This is a genomic window from Streptomyces cyslabdanicus (genome assembly GCF_052663305.1).
Genome location: NZ_JBQRUW010000002.1, coordinates 81,923 through 100,451, shown reverse-complemented (window position 1 = coordinate 100,451; position 18,529 = coordinate 81,923). Strand labels below are relative to the sequence as shown.

Sequence of the window (18,529 nt, the reverse complement as noted above, 5' to 3'; positions counted from 1 at the left end):
CGGACAGACGAACGGACCGGACAGACAGGGACGGACGCTCGGGCGTCCACGGGAGGGGCTCACTCTATGGCGGCGCATTTCGGCAGCAGGCTGCGCAAGGGAGCGGCAACCACGGCCGTGGCCGCAGCGGCGGTCGCGGCTCTGTCCGCCTCGCAGGCCCCGGGTGCCACCGTGGACGACCGCGGCAGACAGTCCGCCGCCGAGGCGACGCCCCAGCCCGACGGCAGCGCCACCGGCGACTCGTACTACTACACGGACCTGCCGCCCCTCGACAGCCCCGGCCCGGCGCCCGTCATCGGCACCCCGATCTCCAAGGGCCCCGCCGAAGCCGGCATACCCGCCACCGTGCTCGACGCCTACAAGAAGGCCGAGGCGGAGCTGCGCACGTCCAAGCCGGGCTGCAACCTGCCCTGGCAACTCCTCGCCGCCATCGGCAAGGTCGAGTCCGGACACGCCCGCGGCGGCGACGTCCGCGCCGACGGCACCACGGTGACCCCGATCCTCGGCCCGGTACTCGACGGCAACGGCTTCGCCCACATCAGCGACACCGACCACGGCCTGTACGACGGCGACAGCAGGTACGACCGCGCGGTCGGCCCCATGCAGTTCATCCCCTCCACCTGGGCCTGGGCGGGCCGCGACGGCAACGGCGACGGCAAGAAGGACCCCAACAACGTCTACGACGCCGCCCTCGCCGCCGGCCACTACCTGTGCCGCAACGGCTGGGACCTGTCCACCGCCGGCGACCTCCGGAGTGCGATCCTCAGCTACAACAACTCGACGGACTACCTGAACACGGTCCTGAAGTGGCTGGAGTTCTACCGCAAGGACGGCACCCACTCGGTCCCGGACGGGACCGGCCCCCTGCCGTCCCAGCGCAGCGACGGCACCCCCGGGGCGAACCCCGGTCCGACGCCGCAGCCGTCCACTTCGCAGGCGCCCTCCAAGCCCGGCCGTTCCGGCAGTTCCAGCAGCACCGGGGGCTCCGGCAGCTCCGGCAAGCCCGCCGCGCCCGGCCGGCAGGGCGGCGGCTCCTCGAATCCGGCCAAGCCGGCCGACCCCACTTCGCCGCCCACCCCGGGCACGCCCACCACGCCGCCCACCGCCACCGACACCGTGCACCACCTCCAGGACGCGGGCACGGACAAGCTCACCGCCATGGCCGGCGACGCGTTCACGGAGAGGATCAGCACCCGTGCCGTGACCAAGGACGGCGCGGCCGTGGGCCAGGTACGGATCCGGTTCACGATCACCGGCGACACCGACGCGGCCTTCACCGGCGGCGAGAAGGTCGCCACCGTCGCCACCGACGCCTCCGGCGTGGCCGTCGCACCCGCGCTCCGGGCGGGGGAGGAGACGGGCGACTTCACCGTCCGGGCCGCGGTCGTCGGCCGTATGCTCCCCGGCGTCGACTACACGGCCACGGTCACCGAGCGCGCCGCCGACGCCCTCACCCGCACCGCCGACACCGCGCTGGTCTGCACCCCGGGCGGCGAGTTCGCCGACCGGGTCGAGGTCAAGGCCACCTACAAGGGCGCCGTCGCGGACCGGGTCGCGGCCACCGCCACCCTGATCAAGTCGGCCGACGACCCCGCCGAGAACGACCAGGGCCCCTACTTCAAGGACGCCGACGGCAACCCCGTGCGCACCCTGAACGGCCTTCGGACGGACGCCGACGGCCTGCTGAACCTGCCGAAGCTGTACGCGGACGACACCACCGGCACATTCCTGCTGCGCATCACCACCGTCGGCGGGGCGACGCTGACCGTGGAGCTGAAGGTGGCGGCGGCCGACACCTCGGCCGAGCCGTCGGCATCCTCGTAACGCCGGCACCGCACGGACGACATCACGAGGGCGCCCCTCCGCCACGGCGGAGGGGCGCCCTCGTCCGTCCCGGCCGCCCGCCCGACCCCGCCGAGAGGACGGAAACCGAACGGGGCGGCGCACCGGTCAGCGCCGGAGCCGGGCGTTGGTGTGCCGGGTCGGCTCCGCGGACGCCGGGTCCTCGGGCCAGGGGTGCTTCGGATACCGCCCGCGCAGCTCCGCCCGTACGTCCCGGTAGCCGCTCCTCCAGAACGAGGCGAGGTCCGCGGTGACGGCGGCGGGACGCCCGGCAGGGGACAGCAGGTGCACCAGGACCGGGACCCCCGCGACCGTGGGCGAGTCGTCCAGGCCGAACATCTCCTGAAGCTTCACGGCGAGCACGGGCCGTTCGGGGTCCGTGTAGTCGACCCGGATCCGGGATCCGCTGGGCACCGTGAGCCGTTCCGGGGCCAGCTCGTCCAGCCGGACGGCGTCACCGGAGGCCCAGGGCAGCAGCCGGGCCAGCGCCTGCCCGGCGTCGATCCGTGCCAGGTCCGCGCGCCGCCCGGCCCGCCCCAGCTCCGGCTCCAGCCACTCGTCCACGCGCGCGTGCAGCGCGTCGTCGGACACGTCCGGCCAGGGCTCCCCGAGGTGCCGGCGCAGGAAGGCGAGCCGCTGCCGCAGTACGCCCGCGTCCTCCGACCAGCGCAGCAGTCCGAAGCCCTCCTGCCGCAGCCCGTCGAGCAGCGCCGCCCGTACGAGACCGGGTTCGGCGTTCGCCAGGGGCCGCACCGCCAGCTCCACGGCCCCCAGCCGCTCGACCTGCCGCGCGACCACGTCCCCGTCGCCCCAGCGGACCTCGTCCTGTTCCGTACGGAGTGCCCCGGCCGCGTACCGGGCGACGTCCTCGTCGACCGCCGCGGCGAGCCGCACGCGCGCGTGCCGCCTGCCCACCGGCCGGTCGGCCACGGCGACGGCGATCCAGTTTGCGCCCCACAACGGGGACCCGTCCGTGAGCTCCGCCCGGGTCCCGGAGACCATGAGATACGAGCCCCCGTCGAGCCGGGCCACCCGCTCCGGAAAGGCAAGAGCGGCGACGAGCCCGACAGGACCCGCGTCCCCAGCGGCCCCCGGCCGGGCCCGGCTTCCGGCCGCGGCGCCGGTCTGTGGTGTCGCCGCGGTTTCCTCCTTCGGACCCTCCGAAACCGCCGGACCCGCCTCGCGGTCCGTCCGTGAGAGGGCGGACGCGGACCGGACGGATCCGCGGGAGACCCCCGACACGGCGGCCCGCAGCCGCCGGACCTCCGCCCGCCACCGCGCCGCGTACGCGTCACCGCCGCGGTGGGCACCGCGCAAGGCCGCGGCGAGATCGTCCCCGTACTCCCGCGGCAGCTCCTCACTCAGCAGTGCGACGACCTCCGCGGCCCGCTCGCCCCCACCGGCGGCGGACGCGTCGAGCAGGGCCCGCCCCAGCCGCGGGTGCACCCCCAGCCGCGCCAGCGACCGCCCCCGGTCCGTGGCACGTCCGGCGGAGTCGACGGCGCCCACGGCCGTCAGCACCTCCCGCGCCGCCGCCATCGCCCCGCCCGGCGGCGGGTCCGGCAACGCGAGTCCGGAGGCGTCCGGATCGCCCCAGCAGGCCGCCTGAAGGGCGAACGCCGTCAGATCGGCCACCTTGATCTCCGGCGCGGGAAAGGCGGGCAGACGCGCCTCCTCGGCCTCCGCCCAGCACCGGTACACCGCGCCCGGCGCCTCGCGTCCGGCACGCCCCGCCCGCTGCCGCCCGGAGGCCCGCGAGGCCCGTACCGTCGTCAGCGCGCTCAGCCCGCGCGCGTGGTCCACGCGGGGCTCGCGCGCGAGCCCCGCGTCGACGACCACCCGCACCCCGGGCACCGTCAGTGAGGACTCGGCGACCGAGGTCGCGAGGACCACCCGGCGCCGCCGCCCCGGCACCAGCACCGCGTCCTGCGCGTCCGCCGGCGCCCGCCCGTGCACCTGGAGCACGTCCACGTCCCCGAGATCCCCCAGCAGACCCGCGACCCGCCCGATCTCGCCCACGCCCGGCAGGAAGCACAGCACGTCCCCCGAGCGCTCGGCCAGTGCCCGCCGCACCACCGACGCCACGTGCGACAGCAGCGCGGGGTCCACCCGCATCCCGTGCGGCGGGCGCACCGCCCGGACGGGAGGCGCCCACACCACCTCCACCGGATGCGCCACGCCGTGCGCCTCGACCACCGGCGCCCCGCCCAGCAGCTCCGCCCACACGCGCGCGTCCGTGGTGGCCGAGGCGGCCACCAGACGCAGCTCCGGCCGCAGCGCCTCGCGCACGTCCCACAGGAACGCCGCCACCGTGTCCGCGTCCAGATGCCGCTCGTGGCACTCGTCGAGCACCACCACGTCGACGCCCGCCAGCTCCTGGTCCCGCTGCAACCGCTGGAGCAGCACACCGGTCGTGACGACCTCCACGCGCGCGTGGCGCCCGACGACACGCTCCCCGCGCACGGTGTAACCGACGCTGTCGCCGACCTTCTCGCCCAGCAGCCACGCCATCCGCCGGGCCGCGGCGCGCGCGGCGATCCGCCGCGGCTCGGCCACGACCACCCGTCGCGCGGGCCCCTCGCCCAGCAGCCCGGCCAGCGCCAGTGGCACCAGCGTGGTCTTGCCGGTGCCGGGCGGCGCCACCAGCACCGCGGTCCCGTGACCGTCCAGGGCCTCGGTAAGGGCCGGCAGCGCGTCGCGCACCGGCAGCCCGCCCAGCTCGTCGTGACGGATCACGCGCTCAGCCCCCGTACTGCCGCACCCGGCCACTCCGTGTACTCCCGCACCCAGTACTCCGTGTACTTCCGCACCCGGTCACTCGGTCCCGCACCCGGTCCCGCACTCAGTCCCGTACGCAGACGAAGATCGCCGTCCCCGGGATCAGGCTCCCGCGCAGCGGCGACCAGCCGCCCCACTCGGACGTGTTCCAGGCCGGCCACTCCGGCTCGACCAGGTCCACCAGCCGCAGACCCGACGCCACCACGTCGCGCACCCGGTCACCGACGGTCCGGTGGTGCTCGACGTACACCGCGCGGCCGTCCTCGTCCTGCTCGACGTACGGCGTGCGGTCGAAGTAGGAGGCGGCCACCGACAGCCCCTCCGGGCCGGGCTCGTCCGGGAACGCCCAGCGGATCGGGTGCGTCACCGAGAACACGAACCGCCCGCCCGGCCGCAGCACCCGGCGCACCTCCCGCAGCACCGCGCGCGGGTCGGCGACGAACGGCAGCGCCCCGTACGCCGAGCACGCCAGGTCGAAGGAGCCGTCCGCGAACGGCAGCGCGCCCGCGTCGGCGCACACCAGCGGGATCGCCCCGCCGATCCGCAGCGCGTGCTGGAGCTGGCGGTGCGACAGGTCCAGGGCGACCGGGCGCGCGCCCTGCCCAGCCAGCCAGCGCGCGCACTGCGCCGCGCCGGCGCCGATCTCCAGGACGTCCTTGTCCTTGAGGTCCTCGGGATCGCCGAGCAGCCCCGCCTCCACCTCGTCGAGGCCCTCGGGGCCCCACACGAAACGGTCGTCGCCGAGGAACGTGCCGTGCTCGATCTGGTACTCGTCCGCGTTGCGGTCCCACCAGCCCCGGTTGGCCCGGGAACTCTCCGTGGCGCCGGCCTCGCGCCGGGTGGCCTCGGGCTCGGCCGGTTCGAACTGTTCGGACGATGCTGGCTCTTGGATGATCGGCTCCCTCGTACTAATCTGCGGGCTCTCCCGTCCGACCGGTCCCGGTGGTGTCACCGCGACTCGCCCGGGGCGGCGTGTCCTCGGGAGACGGGTTTTCTGCCGGATATGGGGCGATCCGCCCCGGCTGTGCGGCTTCGCGCATTGACCCTGCCCGGCTGCCCCCGTATGCTACAAGTTGCGCTGCGGGCCTGCGCGCCTCAGACGGAGCAGGCTGCGCTCGCATCTGTTGTATGTCCCCTCGGTTCTCGAGGCGCCACCAGCGGTTTTGTGTGGCGCTTCCATGGCTGTCCGGCTTCTGCAGAGCGAAACGGGCTCCCGGCGTAATGCAGTACCTACGACTTCAATGTCCGTACCGGAGCCCTTTCCCACATGACGAGCAGCACCGAGACCACCGCCACCACCCCGCAGGTAGCGGTCAACGACATCGGTAACGAGGAAGCCTTCCTCGCCGCGATCGACGAGACGATCAAGTACTTCAACGACGGCGACATCGTCGACGGCGTCATCGTGAAGGTCGACCGGGACGAGGTCCTGCTCGACATCGGTTACAAGACCGAAGGTGTCATCCCGAGCCGCGAGCTCTCGATCAAGCACGACGTCGACCCGAACGAGGTCGTGGCCGTCGGCGACGAGATCGAGGCCCTGGTCCTCCAGAAGGAGGACAAGGAAGGCCGCCTGATCCTCTCGAAGAAGCGCGCCCAGTACGAGCGTGCCTGGGGCACCATCGAGAAGATCAAGGAAGAGGACGGCATCGTCACCGGTACCGTCATCGAGGTCGTCAAGGGTGGTCTCATCCTCGACATCGGCCTCCGTGGCTTCCTGCCGGCCTCCCTCGTCGAGATGCGCCGTGTCCGCGACCTCCAGCCGTACGTCGGCAAGGAGCTCGAGGCCAAGATCATCGAGCTGGACAAGAACCGCAACAACGTGGTCCTGTCCCGCCGTGCCTGGCTGGAGCAGACCCAGTCCGAGGTCCGCCAGACGTTCCTCACGACCCTCCAGAAGGGTCAGGTCCGTTCCGGTGTGGTCTCCTCGATCGTCAACTTCGGTGCCTTCGTGGACCTGGGTGGCGTCGACGGTCTGGTCCACGTCTCCGAGCTGTCCTGGAAGCACATCGACCACCCGTCCGAGGTCGTCGAGGTGGGCCAGGAGGTCACCGTCGAGGTCCTCGACGTCGACATGGACCGCGAGCGCGTCTCCCTGTCGCTGAAGGCGACCCAGGAAGACCCGTGGCAGCAGTTCGCCCGCACCCACCAGATCGGCCAGGTCGTGCCCGGCAAGGTCACGAAGCTGGTTCCGTTCGGTGCGTTCGTCCGCGTGGACGAGGGCATCGAGGGTCTGGTCCACATCTCCGAGCTGGCCGAGCGCCACGTGGAGATCCCGGAGCAGGTCGTCCAGGTCAACGACGAGATCTTCGTCAAGGTCATCGACATCGACCTCGAGCGTCGCCGCATCAGCCTCTCGCTGAAGCAGGCCAACGAGTCCTTCGGTGCCGACCCGTCGGCGGTCGAGTTCGACCCGACCCTGTACGGCATGGCCGCGTCCTACGACGACCAGGGCAACTACATCTACCCCGAGGGCTTCGACCCCGAGACCAACGACTGGCTCGAGGGCTACGAGAAGCAGCGCGAGGAGTGGGAGCGCCAGTACGCCGAGGCGCAGTCCCGCTTCGAGCAGCACCAGCAGCAGGTCATCAAGTCCCGCGAGGCGGACGCCGCTGCCGCCGCCGAGGGTGGCGAGGCCGCCGCTCCGGCCGCGTCCGGCGGCGGTTCGTACTCCTCCGAGGGCGGCGACAACTCCGGCGCCCTGGCGTCGGACGAGGCGCTGGCCGCGCTCCGCGAGAAGCTGGCCGGCGGCCAGAGCTGAGCTCCCCCACAGGGGCCCAGCCGCTGAGGCTCAGCCGTTGACTTGAGGGGCCGCACCCGGAATGGGTGCGGCCCTTCGGGCTGTTTCGGAGCGCCTCACGCGGCCTTCTTGCGGCCAGCTGGGAATGCGAACGTCCCACAGCTCGTTGTGCACCTACGAACACGAGGAGGGGCGGTCACACAGTGCTTGATCCGCAGGGTTTGTACGCATGGGAGCCGAAGGGTCTGGCCGTCGTCGACATGGCGCTCGCCCAGGAGTCGGCCGGTCTTGTCCTGCTCTACCACTTCGACGGATACATCGACGCGGGGGAGACCGGCGACCAGATCGTCGAGCGGCTGCTGGACTCGCAGCCCCACCAGGTCGTGGCGCGGTTCGACCACGACCGGCTCGTCGACTACCGCGCCCGCCGCCCGCTGCTGACGTTCCAGCGGGACCGCTGGACCGCGTACGAGGTGCCGGGCATCGAGGTGCGTCTCGTCCAGGACGCCACCGGCGCCCCGTTCCTGCTGCTGTCCGGGCCCGAGCCCGACGTGGAGTGGGAGCGTTTCGCGGCGGCCGTACGGCAGATCGTCGAGCGTCTCGGCGTACGCCTGTCGGTGAACTTCCACGGCATCCCCATGGGCGTCCCGCACACCCGCCCGGTGGGCCTGACCCCGCACGGCAACCGCAGTGACCTGGTACCGGGCCACCGCAGCCCCTTCGAGGAGGCGCAGGTGCCGGGCAGCGCGGAGGCGCTCCTCGAGTACCGCCTGATGGAGGCCGGGCACGACGTGCTGGGCGTGGCCGCCCATGTGCCGCACTACATCGCGCGCTCCCCGTACCCGGACGCGGCGCTGACGGCCCTGGAGGCCGTCACCTCGGCCACCGGGCTCGTCCTGCCGAGCGTCGCCCACTCCCTGCGCAACGAGGCCCACCGCACCCAGACCGAGATCGACCGGCAGATCCGCGAGGGCGACGAGGAACTCACCTCCCTCGTCCAGGGACTCGAGCACCAGTACGACGCCGCCGCCGGCGCGGAGACCCGGGGCAACATGCTCGCCGAGCCCGTCGAGATCCCGTCGGCGGACGAGATCGGCCGCGAGTTCGAACGCTTCCTGGCGGAGCGGGAGGGCGAGAACTGACCTCCGACCGCCAGGGGGCGGGCCCGAGCCGGCGTCGTAGGGCGTGAGGCGACGTCCTCCCGCCGGGCGGGCCGCCGGAGACAGGGCCTAAGCTGCCGCTCATGCTGAAAGTGGGCCTCACCGGGGGCATCGGTGCCGGTAAGAGCGAGGTGTCGCGGCTGCTCGTGGAGTGCGGGGCCGTGCTGATCGACGCCGACCGCATCGCGCGCGAGGTCGTCGCACCGGGCACGCCCGGACTCGCCGCGGTCGTCGACGCCTTCGGCTCTCAGGTGCTGGCGGAGGACGGAAGCCTGGACCGGCCCGGGCTGGGCTCCATCGTCTTCGCCGACTCCGGGAAACTGGCCGTCCTGAACTCGATCGTGCACCCCCTGGTGGGCGCCCGCTCCCGCGAGCTGGAGGAGGCCGCGGCCGAGGACACCGTCGTGGTCCACGACGTCCCGCTCCTCACGGAGAACGGCCTGGCCCCGCTCTACGACCTCGTGATCGTCGTGGACGCGAGCCCCGCGACCCAGCTCGACCGGCTCCTGCGGCTGCGCGGGATGACCGAGGAGGACGCACGCGCGCGCATGGCCGCGCAGGCGACCCGTGAGAAGCGTCTGGAGATCGCGGACATCGTCATCGACAACGACGTACCGTTGGAGCGGCTCGAGCGGCGGGTGCGGGAGGTCTGGGCGGAGCTGGTCCGCAGGGCGCACACGTCCCGCCAGGCACACCGGGAACAGGGGGCCCAGGAGGAGGGATTCCGGGAGTAGGGGCCTGGGAGCAGGGGTTCCGGGGGGCGAGGCTCCAGGAACAAGGGCTGCCCGGCCCCGGGGCGTTGAACCAGTGCGGCGAGGGAAGGAAGCAGTCGTGCCCGAACGTACACCGGAGACCCACGTCATCGACTACCGCGCCGCGGAGAAGCTGCTCGCCGCGCGGGACCCGCGGGGCGCGGTCAAGCTGCTCGACCGGGTCATAGCCGCCCATCCCGAGAACACCTCGGCCCGGCTGCTGCGCGCCCGCGCCTTCTTCGCCGCCGCCCAGCTCCGGCCCGCGGAGCTGGAGTTCACCATCGTGCTGGAGCGTGAACCGGACAACGCGTACGCGCACTTCGCGCTCGCCCGCACCTACGAGCGGCAGGGCCACCCCGACCAGGCCAGACGCCACTTCCGGCTGGCCGCCGCGCTGGACCCGAACCCGGAGTACCTGCAACGGGCCCGGTTCGACACCTGACGTCCGCCCGCGCCCCGTCCGTCCGGGTCGACGGGGACGGTCGACCCGGAGGGCTGTCTCCGCCGTCGGCCACCGCCTCCGGTGGCTACCGCCGTCGGTCGTCCGGCGGCCAGTACGGCGGTATGTTCCGCCCCGGCTGGTAGTGCGGCCCCTGCCGCAGATGCCGGACGACCAACAGGAAGTCGACGGCCATCACCAGCCACAGCACCGCGCAGGCCGTCGCCCAGCCGGGCCGTCCGACCAGCACGAACACCACCGTGCCGAAGCCCGCCCAGACCAGTCCCCACAGGCTCAGCCAGAACCGCGCCCGCAGAGCACTGCGCGCGGTCGCGGGTTCACTGCCTGTACGCATCGCCGATCTCCACTCCCTCCTTGCAACGTACTCTCGCCCGGCCCACAGACCAAAGCCGTGCCTGGCCTCACTCGGACGGGTGAACCACGCCGGGAGGGGAACGGCCGTGCGGAGACGGGCCGTTGTTCGGGCATGGAACTGAGAATGCGTGAAGGCCATCAGGGGACGGGACCGGGAGCGATCACACCGGACGGCTGTGCGGTGGAGCTGTACGCGCGACTGCCCGTGGGAAGCGAGCCGGACGTCATCGCCGCGGCGGTACCCGCGGGCGCGCACATCCTGGAGCTGGGCTGCGGTGTCGGCCGCGTGACCCATCCGCTGCTGGAGCGCGGCTTCACCGTCACGGCGGTGGACGAGTCACCGGACATGCTGGAGCGGGTGCGCGGGGCGCGGACCATATGCAGCCCCGTCGAGCGGCTGGACATGGGCGAGACCTTCGACGTCGTGATGCTCGCGTCGTTCCTGGTGCACTCGGGCGACCCGGAGGTACGGCGAGGGCTGCTGCGCACCTGCGTCCGCCATGTCGCGGAGGGCGGATGCGTACTGATCCAGCGGGAGGGCGGCGACTACCACCTCAATGTGCCGCGCGAGCGCGTGGACCCGACGGGTTTCACGGTGCGGATCCTGTCGGCGGAGCCGGTCGGGGACGGGGTCAACCGGGTGCGCGCGGAGTACGTGTTCCCGGACGCGACCTGGACCCAGACCTTCCGGTCCCGGCCGCTGACCGAGGAGCAGTTCGAGGAGGCGCTGGCGGAGGCGGGCCTGAGGGTGGACAGGTGCCTGACCGAGGACGGTACCTGGGTGCGGGCGGTGCCGGAGGCCCGGAAGGAGCGTCCTTGACGGAGCCCGGACAGCGATGAGTTCCCGGGCGTGGACCGGTCTACCCCTGCGCAAGCACACGGCACGACTGCCGTTCCTCATCGCCCCGCAGGGAGACCCACATGTCCGAGCCCACCACGCCCGTCGCGCCCACCACGTCCCTCCCGGCGTCCGCCGCCGCCGAACCGCCCGCCTCCGGCCGCCGGGCCGCCCGTGTCGCGCTGCGGGTCGTACAGGTGCTGCTCGGACTGTTCTTCGTGTTCGCCAGCGCGCTGCCCAAGCTCATCGCGCATCCGTCGGCGGTCGAGATCTTCGACGAGATGGGCTGGGGCAGGACGGGCATGTACAGCATCGGGGTGCTGGAGCTGGCCGGGGGCGTGGCGCTGCTGGTCCCGGTGCTCCAGTCGGTGTCGGCGGTGGCGCTGAGCGCGCTGATGGTAGGCGCGTTCAGCGTGCAGCTGACCGTCTTCGACGGGCAGAACGCGGCGACCCCGGTCGTCCTGATCGTGCCGCTGGCGCTCATCGCCTGGGCGCGGCGGGACCGCAACGCACAGCTGTTGCGGCTGGTGCGACGGCAGGTGTGACGGGCGCGGCAGCCCGGACCGGCCGGCGCCGGACCAGCGTCAGCGCCCCCTGGGACGGTCCCCCGGGCTGCCCGCGCCACCACCTGGCCCGCCCAGGTCCCGCAGGCGTTCCAGCTCGCGGCGGTCGCGCTTGGTCGGGCGGCCGGTGCCGCGGTCGCGGATGCCGATCGGGGCGACGGCCTCGCGGGGCGGGGGCGGCGGGGAGTTGTCGACGTAGCACTGCACGGCGATGGGGGCGCCCACGCGCTTCCGGATCAGCCGCTTGACGACGACGATCCGCTCGCGGCCCTCATGCCTCAGCCGCACCTCGTCGCCGACGCGCACCGAGTAGGCGGGTTTCACCCGCTCCCCGTTCACCCGGACATGCCCGCCCCGGCACGCGGTGGCGCCCAGGGAGCGGGTCTTGACCAGCCGGACGGCCCAGATCCAGCTGTCGATCCGCACCGTCTCCCCGCTCGCCGGCCCGGCCGCCTCGGCGGCGGCGACAGCGGCGGCCGTCTTCGGATCCACGTCTCGGTCGTCCTGCGAAGCCATGCGTCCGACCTTAGCGGCAGGACCGCCCCGGCCCGGAGGCAATTACCGTGGAGCCATGGACCCCAGCAGCCTTGCCGCCCTCGAAGAGCGGATCACCGGCTGCCGGGCCTGCCCGCGGCTGGTCGCCTGGCGGGAGGAGGTGGCCCGCACCAAGCGGCCCGCGTTCGCCGACTGGACGTACTGGGGCCGCCCGGTGCCGGGCTTCGGACCGGCGGACGCCCGCCTGCTGATCGTCGGACTGGCCCCGGCGGCGCACGGCGGCAACCGCACCGGCCGTATGTTCACCGGCGACCGCTCCGGCGACGTGCTGTACGAGGCCCTGTACGAGCTGGGCCTCGCCTCCCAGCCCACCTCGACCTCCGCCGACGACGGCCTGGAGCTGTACGGGGTGCGTGTCACCTCCCCCGTGCACTGCGCGCCCCCCGCCAACGAACCCACCCCCGGCGAGCGCGACACCTGCCGTCCCTGGCTGGTCCAGGAACTGACGCTGCTGCGCCCCACCCTCCGCGCGGCGGTCGTCCTGGGCGCCTTCGGCTGGCAGGCGGCCCTGCCGGCCTTCACCGAAGCCGGCTGGCCCGTACCCCGCCCCCGCCCGCCCTTCGCCCACGGCACCCGGGTGTCCCTCGACGGCCTCGATCTCTTCGGCTGCTTCCACGTCAGCCAGCGCAACACCTTCACCGGCAGACTCACCCCCGACATGCTCCGGGACGTCCTGCGGACGGCGGCACGAGCGGCGGGGCTCCCGGTGGCGGCGCCGACGGGGTCGTCTCCGATCACCTGCGAAAACGAGGCGACGCGGACGCCGTAGGCCCGTTACGGTGCCCCGATGAGCCTGTATCCGGTGATCGAACCGTACGACCAGGGCATGCTCGACGTCGGCGACGGCAACCGGGTGTACTGGGAGGTCTGCGGCAACCCCCGCGGCAAGCCGGCGGTGATGCTGCACGGCGGGCCGGGCTCCGGGTGCACTCCGGGCCACCGGCGCTACTGCGACCCCGCCGCGTACCGGATCGTGCTGCTCGACCAGCGCGGCTGTGGCCGTTCCACACCGCACGCGAGCGTGTACGGCACCGACATGAGCGTCAACACGACCGGGCACCTGATGGCCGACCTGGAGCTGCTGCGGCGCCACCTGGGCGTCGAGCGGTGGCTGGTGTGGGGCGCCTCGTGGGGAGCGGTGCTGGCGCTGCGTTACGCGCAGACACACCCGGGCGTGGTCTCCGAGCTGGTTCTGACGGGGATCGCGACCGGCTCCAACCCCGAGGTGACCCTGCTGACCCGAGGCCTGGGGAGGATCTTCCCCGAGGCCTTCGAGCGCTTCCTCGCCGAGCTGCCCGAGACGGACCGCACCGGAAACCTCGCGGCCGCCTTCAACCGGCTGATCGAGTTGCCCGACCCGGCGGTGCGCGAGCGGGCCGCGCGCGCCTGGACCGACTGGGAGACGGCGACCATCCCCGCTCCGCCCCGTTCCGTCGCGCGCTACGAGGACCCCGCGTTCCGCATGGGCTTCGCCCGTACGGTCACGCACTACTTCGGCAGCGACCACTTCCTCGGCGAGGGCAACGACGAGGGCGTGGTGCTGCGCGACGCCCACAGGCTCAAGGGCATTCCCGGCACCCTCGTCCAGGGCAGCCTCGACTTCGGAAACCTCCTCGGCACCCCGTGGCGCCTCCACCGGGCCTGGCCGGACAGCGAGTTGACCGTCGTGGACGAGGCAGGGCACGACTCGGGAGCACCGGGCGTGGTGGAGGCCCTGGTGGCGGCGACGGACACGTACGCCCGACGTTGACGTCCGTCCGGCCTCACGGCCGCCACACGTACCGTACGTCCGGCTCCCGTTCCTCGTTTTTGCCGCCGTCGGTGTACTCGACGGACACGAAGCCGTGGCGCTCGTAGAAGCGGTGCGCGGGCCGGTTGACCTGGAAGGTCCACAGGGACAGTCCCTCCGGCCTGCGCTCCTTGGCGAGGGCGACGAAACGGTCGCCGAGGCCGCGTCCGCGCCAGTCCGGGGCGAGATACAGCTGCTCCAGCACGTCGTCGTCGAGCACCATGACGCCGACGACGCCGCTGCCGTCAGCGGCCTCGGCGACCCAGGTCTCCAGCCGCGGTACCACCAGCTCCCGGAACCAGGTGCGCACCGCGTCGTCGGAGTGCGGCCTCACGACCCCCGGCAGCGCGGCGGCGAAGGACCGCAGCCACACGTCGGCGGCGGCCCCCGCGTCCGCCTCACCGGCCCGCCGCAGCACGACACCGCTCACCGCACTCGCGTCCCGCGCCACTTCCTCCGCCTCCGGCACCGCCGCCGTCGCCGTGATCTCCACCAGCTGTCCCTTGTACCCGAGGCAGGCGACCCCGAGCAGTGTCGACGCGTGCGGTCCCGTACTGAGTCCGGACGCCTCGACGACGTCCCAGACCGCGGAGAGCACGGCGGGATCGCTGCTGACGACGTACACGTCGGTCGCCAGAACATGCGTCAAGTCGCTGCCGACCTCACGCAGTTGCTCGGTGAGATTGGCGATCACCTGCTCCGTCTGGCGTACGGGATCCCCCGCACCGATCAGTTCCCCCCGGGCGTCCAGGGGCACGGATCCGGCCAGGAACGCCAGCCTCGTCCCGGCCTCGACGACGCAGGCGTGGGAGTAGGCGGGTGGCGCGAAGAGGCCGGGGGCGGTGACACGACGGATCACGACGAGCTCCTGAACGAGAACGGATACGGGAACGGAGACGGGCGCGGGAACGGACACAGGCACGGGCAGCTTCCCGATCATGCGCGCTCGCCCCCCTGCGGCGCAGCCGAATTAGCGGTCAGGGGCCTCAGGTCCTCGCCGCGGGCCGCAAGCGGAAATTCGCTGGCGTCGCGGTGCCGGTCGGCGTAGCCAGGGACGGTGACGTGTGATTCCTCGTTCCTCGACTCCACCGCCGACCGCCTGGCCGCCCTTCCCGGAGTCCGCGCGGTGGCTCTCGGCGGATCTCGTGCCCAGGGCACCCACCGGCCCGACAGCGACTGGGACCTGGCCGTCTACTACCGGGGCCGCTTCGACCCCGCCGATCTGCGGGCCGTCGGCTGGGAGGGCGAGGTGTCCGGGATCGGGGCCTGGGGCGGGGGCGTGTTCAACGGAGGCGCCTGGCTGACCATCGACGGGCGGCGTGTCGACGTGCACTACCGCGACCTGGACGTGGTGGAGCACGAGTGCGCGGAGGCGGAGGAAGGGCGGTTCCGTGTGGAGCCGCTGCTGTTCCATCTCGCAGGGATCCCCAGCTATCTGGTCGTCGCGGAGCTCGCCGTCAACCGGGTGCTGCGCGGCGCGCTGCCCCGCCCCGCCGGCTATCCGCCCGCCCTTCGGCGTTCGGCGCCCGACCACTGGTACGGCCTGGCCACCGCCACCCTGGCCTACGCGAAGGCCGGTCATGCCCCGAAGGGCGACCTCACCCAGGTTGCCGGCGCCATCGCCCTCGCCGCGACCCAGGCCGCCCACGCGGTGCTGGCCGCACGGGGGGAGTGGACCACCAACGACAAGGGGCTGATCGACCGCGCGGGCCTGCGCGCGGTCGACGACATCGTGGCGGGACTCGCACCGAGGCCGGGGCTCCTGACCGCCGCGCTCACCGACACCGAGGCCCTGCTGGGCGGCTGCCTCCCGAAGGGGTGAAAGGGGAGGGCCCGGCGCCCGAGCCGAGAGAGCCCCTGGCCGGCGGTGACGCCGGTCAGGGGCTCTTCGCATGCTCAGACAGCCGTCAGCCGTCAGCCGTCAGCCGTCAGCCGTCAGCCGTCCGACTCCGGCGACGGGATGTACGCGCCCGGCACGTCGTCCGGCGCGAAGATCTTCTTCTCGCCGGGGTACGGCTTGCTCCACTGGTGCGTCTCGTACCAGGTGAAGTGGTTCATCTGAGCCGGGTTCGCGAAGTCGGGCCTGGCGTTGGGCCCGGTCAGCCGCTGCTTCGACTTCCAGTTCTCCCACTTCGCCGCGACCGCCTGCTGGGCCGCCGGCACCGTTGCCGACGGCACGGCCGCCGCCTTGGGGTTCTGCGGCGCCGGGGTGTCCAGGCCGCAGGAAGGCGCGCTCTTCACCCCATCGGTCAGCGGGGTCCGGTTGGGCAGGGCGGTGAACGGCGTGAAGTCCGGCGTCCGGGTGAACGCCCCCGCCATCGGGCTGGCCGCGCTGTCCCTCTGGTTCATCGGGTGGATCCCGAGGATCTGCTCGATGGTGCGGATCATCGTGATCTGCGAGTAGTAACGGCTGTCGACGGTGCCGTGCTGGGCCCAGGGGCTGATGATCTGGATCGGGGCACGGTGGCCGTCGACGTGGTCGAGGCCGGCCTGGGAGTCGTCCTCGACAACGAAGATCGCCGAGTCCTTCCAGTACTTGCTGTGCGAGATCGTGTCGACGATCTTGCCGACCGCGAGGTCGTTGTCCGCGACCTGAGCCGCCGCGCTCGCCGGACCACCGGTGTGGTCGCTGGAGAGCCAGAACATGTTCAGGTTGGCCGGCCCGTTCTTCTCGAAGTCACGCTTCCAGATCTGGGCCCGGTAGACGTCCGGGACGCTGAGGTCGTACTTCGGGAAGCCGGGCACCGACACGTCGTTGAGCGACGGGATCGGCGAGGACGAGTTCAGGGTGTAGGCGGTGTCCTGACCGGTCGCCTCCATGTTCTTGCTGTCGCAGTACAGGTTCTGCCAGGTCGCGTCCGCCGGCTTGGTCAGGAACTGGTGGAACTCGCCGAAGTTCCGCACGGACTTGCCCGCCGCCTGCGCGCCGGTCCAGAGGAAGCCGGTCCGCTGGTGGCCGAGGGCGTCGTCCTCGGTGTCGTAGCTGCGCGCGTACTCACCGGCCGAGGACTCGGTGTACTCCGGGTTGTCGGACTGCATCAGCCAGTTGTGACCCTCGGCCGAGTTGGTGCCGATGTCGTACGTGTTGTCGTACAGCCCGAACTGCTTGGCCAGTGCGTGCTGGTTCGGCGTCACGTTCTCGCCGAACTGCGTCAGCGACGGGTCGCCGTCGCCCTGCGGGATGTCACCGAAGACCTGGTCGTAGGTCCGGTTCTCCTTGACGATCATGAACACGTGCTTGATCGTCGAGGGATCGCCGAGCTTCTCCGGGACCGGCACCGGAGTCCGGCCCAGGCCCTTGCCCTGGGCCGGCTTGACCGAGTTCTTGGTCCAGCCGTTCCGTTCGAAGATCTTGGACGTCTCGGACTTGACGACCTTGTCGGACGGCAGCGTGAACCGCTGCACGCTCGACGTCGTGTCGTGGGTGCCGCGCCCCGCGCTGTTGGTGGGGCGGCGGGCGTCGATACCACGGGTGTTGGAGACCACCACCTCGTTGCCGACGGTGGCGATCTCCGCGGGGAAGTAGTCCGTCGGGAGCAGGCCGACGTAGCTGACCGGCTCCTGCGGGGTCTTGTACCGGTAGACGGCGACCGCGTTGGCGCCGCCGAGCGTCACCAGCAGATGACCGTCGTCGGTGAGCGTCACCGCGTTGGGGTGGTAGCCCACCGACGCCTCCGGCCACGGCTGGGTCGCGATGGTCTGCACGACCTTGTCGCGGCGCGTGTCGATGACCGACACGTCGTTGGTGGCGGTGTTGGTGACGAACACCGCCCCCTTCCTGGCGTACATGGTGGTCGGGTGCAGACCGACGTCGACGCTCCCGACTGCGGCAGCCGGGTCCGCCAGGTCGATGACGCTGACCGTGCCGGTGGTGGTGGCACCGGTCTTCGGGTCGGCGGGCACCTGGGTGCCGTACGAGTTGATCGTGGTGTCGCCGGGCTTCGCCGGCCGTCCGCCCTCGTTGCTGACGTAGAGCTTGGTGCCGACCTGGACCATGCCACGCGGGGCGTTGCCCACGGTCCAGCTCTGCTCGATGACCCCGGTTGCCGCATTGATGGCGACCACCCGGTTCTGGCCGTTGACCGCGGAGTACACGGTGGAGCCGTCGGGCGAGAACACCGCCGCGCCCACCAGTGCGTGCTTGGACCCGTCCGCCGGGATCGTGATGAACGTCGGGTCCGCGACGCTGCCGTCCGGCCGTACCGTGAACCTGGTGTAGCCGTCGGTCTGGCCCAGCCACAGCTGCGTGCCGTCGGGCGAGTACGCAGGGCCTTCCTGGCCCACGTCATTGCCACTGATGCGCAGGTCCGCCGCCGCGTTGTTGCCGACGAGCTGCTGCACCTTCCAGTTCTTCAGGTCCACGATGGCGAGCGCCACTCCACCGTCGGTGACCGAGGCCGCGACGTGGGTACCGTCCGGACTGACCGAGGACGACATGATCTTGCCGTTGTCGATGACGAGGCGGTCACCGTACGGGGCGATGTACTGGTCGCTGGAGACGACCAGGCCCTGGTCGGTCGTCTGGCCGACCTGCTGGGTGCCGAACTGGTGCGTGTCGGCGAAAGCCGTGCCGGAGACGACCAGCGCCGCGGTGGCGATGCACGCCGTCACCAGCGAGGTCCGGCGGTTGAAATGTCTGCCGAACAGACTGACCTGCTCCTTCTCGACCTGCCGACGGCGCCGAGTCACCTGCATGGA

General features: G+C 72.3%; 16 protein-coding genes and 1 pseudogene. 10 read left to right on the top strand and 7 right to left on the bottom strand.

What is annotated here, in order from left to right; translation table 11 throughout:
* Window positions 1–66 precede the first annotated feature (66 nt).
* The gene (locus ACTYVM_RS01060; RefSeq protein WP_445524062.1) at window positions 67–1,824 is read left to right on the top strand and encodes a lytic transglycosylase domain-containing protein; all 1,758 of its coding nucleotides are present in this window, start codon (window positions 67–69) and stop codon (window positions 1,822–1,824) included.
* A 126-nt stretch (window positions 1,825–1,950) separates the two neighbouring features.
* Here ACTYVM_RS01060 and hrpB read toward each other — a convergent pair whose 3' ends face one another.
* Complete coding sequence (hrpB, locus tag ACTYVM_RS01055; protein ID WP_445524061.1) at window positions 1,951–4,578, bottom strand: ATP-dependent helicase HrpB; 2,628 nt, start codon at window positions 4,576–4,578, stop codon at window positions 1,951–1,953.
* A 106-nt stretch (window positions 4,579–4,684) separates the two neighbouring features.
* A complete protein-coding gene (locus ACTYVM_RS01050; RefSeq protein ID WP_445524060.1) occupies window positions 4,685–5,572 on the bottom strand; it encodes a class I SAM-dependent methyltransferase in 888 nt (295 codons plus the stop codon).
* Between the two features lie 315 nt (window positions 5,573–5,887).
* Between ACTYVM_RS01050 and rpsA the strand changes: the two genes are divergently transcribed.
* From rpsA to ACTYVM_RS01030, 4 genes are all read left to right on the top strand, one after another.
* Complete coding sequence (gene rpsA / locus ACTYVM_RS01045; protein WP_445524059.1) at window positions 5,888–7,381, top strand: 30S ribosomal protein S1; 1,494 nt, start codon at window positions 5,888–5,890, stop codon at window positions 7,379–7,381.
* A gap of 182 nt (window positions 7,382–7,563) precedes the next feature.
* On the top strand, window positions 7,564–8,502 hold the full coding sequence (locus ACTYVM_RS01040; protein ID WP_445524058.1) for a PAC2 family protein: 939 nt from the start codon (window positions 7,564–7,566) through the stop codon (window positions 8,500–8,502).
* 101 nt (window positions 8,503–8,603) lie between these two features.
* Window positions 8,604–9,254, top strand: coding sequence for a dephospho-CoA kinase (gene coaE, locus ACTYVM_RS01035; protein WP_445524057.1), 651 nt, complete (start codon window positions 8,604–8,606; stop codon window positions 9,252–9,254).
* 97 nt (window positions 9,255–9,351) lie between these two features.
* A complete protein-coding gene (locus ACTYVM_RS01030; RefSeq protein ID WP_445524056.1) occupies window positions 9,352–9,714 on the top strand; it encodes a tetratricopeptide repeat protein in 363 nt (120 codons plus the stop codon).
* 85 nt (window positions 9,715–9,799) lie between these two features.
* Here ACTYVM_RS01030 and ACTYVM_RS01025 read toward each other — a convergent pair whose 3' ends face one another.
* A complete protein-coding gene (locus ACTYVM_RS01025) occupies window positions 9,800–10,066 on the bottom strand; it encodes a DUF6343 family protein (protein WP_445524055.1) in 267 nt (88 codons plus the stop codon).
* Window positions 10,067–10,210: 144 nt separating this feature from the next.
* Here ACTYVM_RS01025 and ACTYVM_RS01020 point away from each other — a divergent pair, with 144 nt between their 5' ends.
* Both ACTYVM_RS01020 and ACTYVM_RS01015 read left to right on the top strand, forming a co-directional pair.
* Window positions 10,211–10,906, top strand: coding sequence for a class I SAM-dependent methyltransferase (locus tag ACTYVM_RS01020; protein WP_445524054.1), 696 nt, complete (start codon window positions 10,211–10,213; stop codon window positions 10,904–10,906).
* A 101-nt stretch (window positions 10,907–11,007) separates the two neighbouring features.
* Complete coding sequence (locus ACTYVM_RS01015; RefSeq protein WP_445524053.1) at window positions 11,008–11,469, top strand: DoxX family protein; 462 nt, start codon at window positions 11,008–11,010, stop codon at window positions 11,467–11,469.
* A gap of 39 nt (window positions 11,470–11,508) precedes the next feature.
* On the opposite strand, the gene ACTYVM_RS01010 is transcribed toward ACTYVM_RS01015, so the two are convergent.
* Window positions 11,509–12,003: an Hsp15 family ribosome-associated heat shock protein gene (locus ACTYVM_RS01010; protein ID WP_445524052.1), complete on the bottom strand. Its 495-nt coding sequence runs from the start codon at window positions 12,001–12,003 to the stop codon at window positions 11,509–11,511.
* 55 nt (window positions 12,004–12,058) lie between these two features.
* On the opposite strand from ACTYVM_RS01010, the gene ACTYVM_RS01005 reads away from it, so the two are divergent.
* Both ACTYVM_RS01005 and pip read left to right on the top strand, forming a co-directional pair.
* The gene (locus tag ACTYVM_RS01005; protein ID WP_445524051.1) at window positions 12,059–12,811 is read left to right on the top strand and encodes a uracil-DNA glycosylase; all 753 of its coding nucleotides are present in this window, start codon (window positions 12,059–12,061) and stop codon (window positions 12,809–12,811) included.
* 18 nt (window positions 12,812–12,829) lie between these two features.
* The gene (gene pip, locus ACTYVM_RS01000) at window positions 12,830–13,792 is read left to right on the top strand and encodes a prolyl aminopeptidase (RefSeq protein ID WP_445524050.1); all 963 of its coding nucleotides are present in this window, start codon (window positions 12,830–12,832) and stop codon (window positions 13,790–13,792) included.
* Window positions 13,793–13,805: 13 nt separating this feature from the next.
* On the opposite strand, the gene ACTYVM_RS00995 is transcribed toward pip, so the two are convergent.
* A complete protein-coding gene (locus ACTYVM_RS00995; protein WP_445524249.1) occupies window positions 13,806–14,261 on the bottom strand; it encodes a GNAT family N-acetyltransferase in 456 nt (151 codons plus the stop codon).
* A gap of 96 nt (window positions 14,262–14,357) precedes the next feature.
* Window positions 14,358–14,771, bottom strand: a pseudogene (locus ACTYVM_RS00990) (RidA family protein); the annotation flags it as partial.
* A gap of 117 nt (window positions 14,772–14,888) precedes the next feature.
* Here ACTYVM_RS00990 and ACTYVM_RS00985 point away from each other — a divergent pair.
* Window positions 14,889–15,653 (top strand): nucleotidyltransferase domain-containing protein, encoded by a 765-nt coding sequence (locus tag ACTYVM_RS00985; RefSeq protein WP_445524049.1) that lies wholly within the window; start codon window positions 14,889–14,891, stop codon window positions 15,651–15,653.
* Between the two features lie 113 nt (window positions 15,654–15,766).
* On the opposite strand, the gene ACTYVM_RS00980 is transcribed toward ACTYVM_RS00985, so the two are convergent.
* Complete coding sequence (locus ACTYVM_RS00980) at window positions 15,767–18,526, bottom strand: alkaline phosphatase family protein (RefSeq protein WP_445524048.1); 2,760 nt, start codon at window positions 18,524–18,526, stop codon at window positions 15,767–15,769.
* Between the last annotated feature and the right edge of the window lie 3 nt (window positions 18,527–18,529).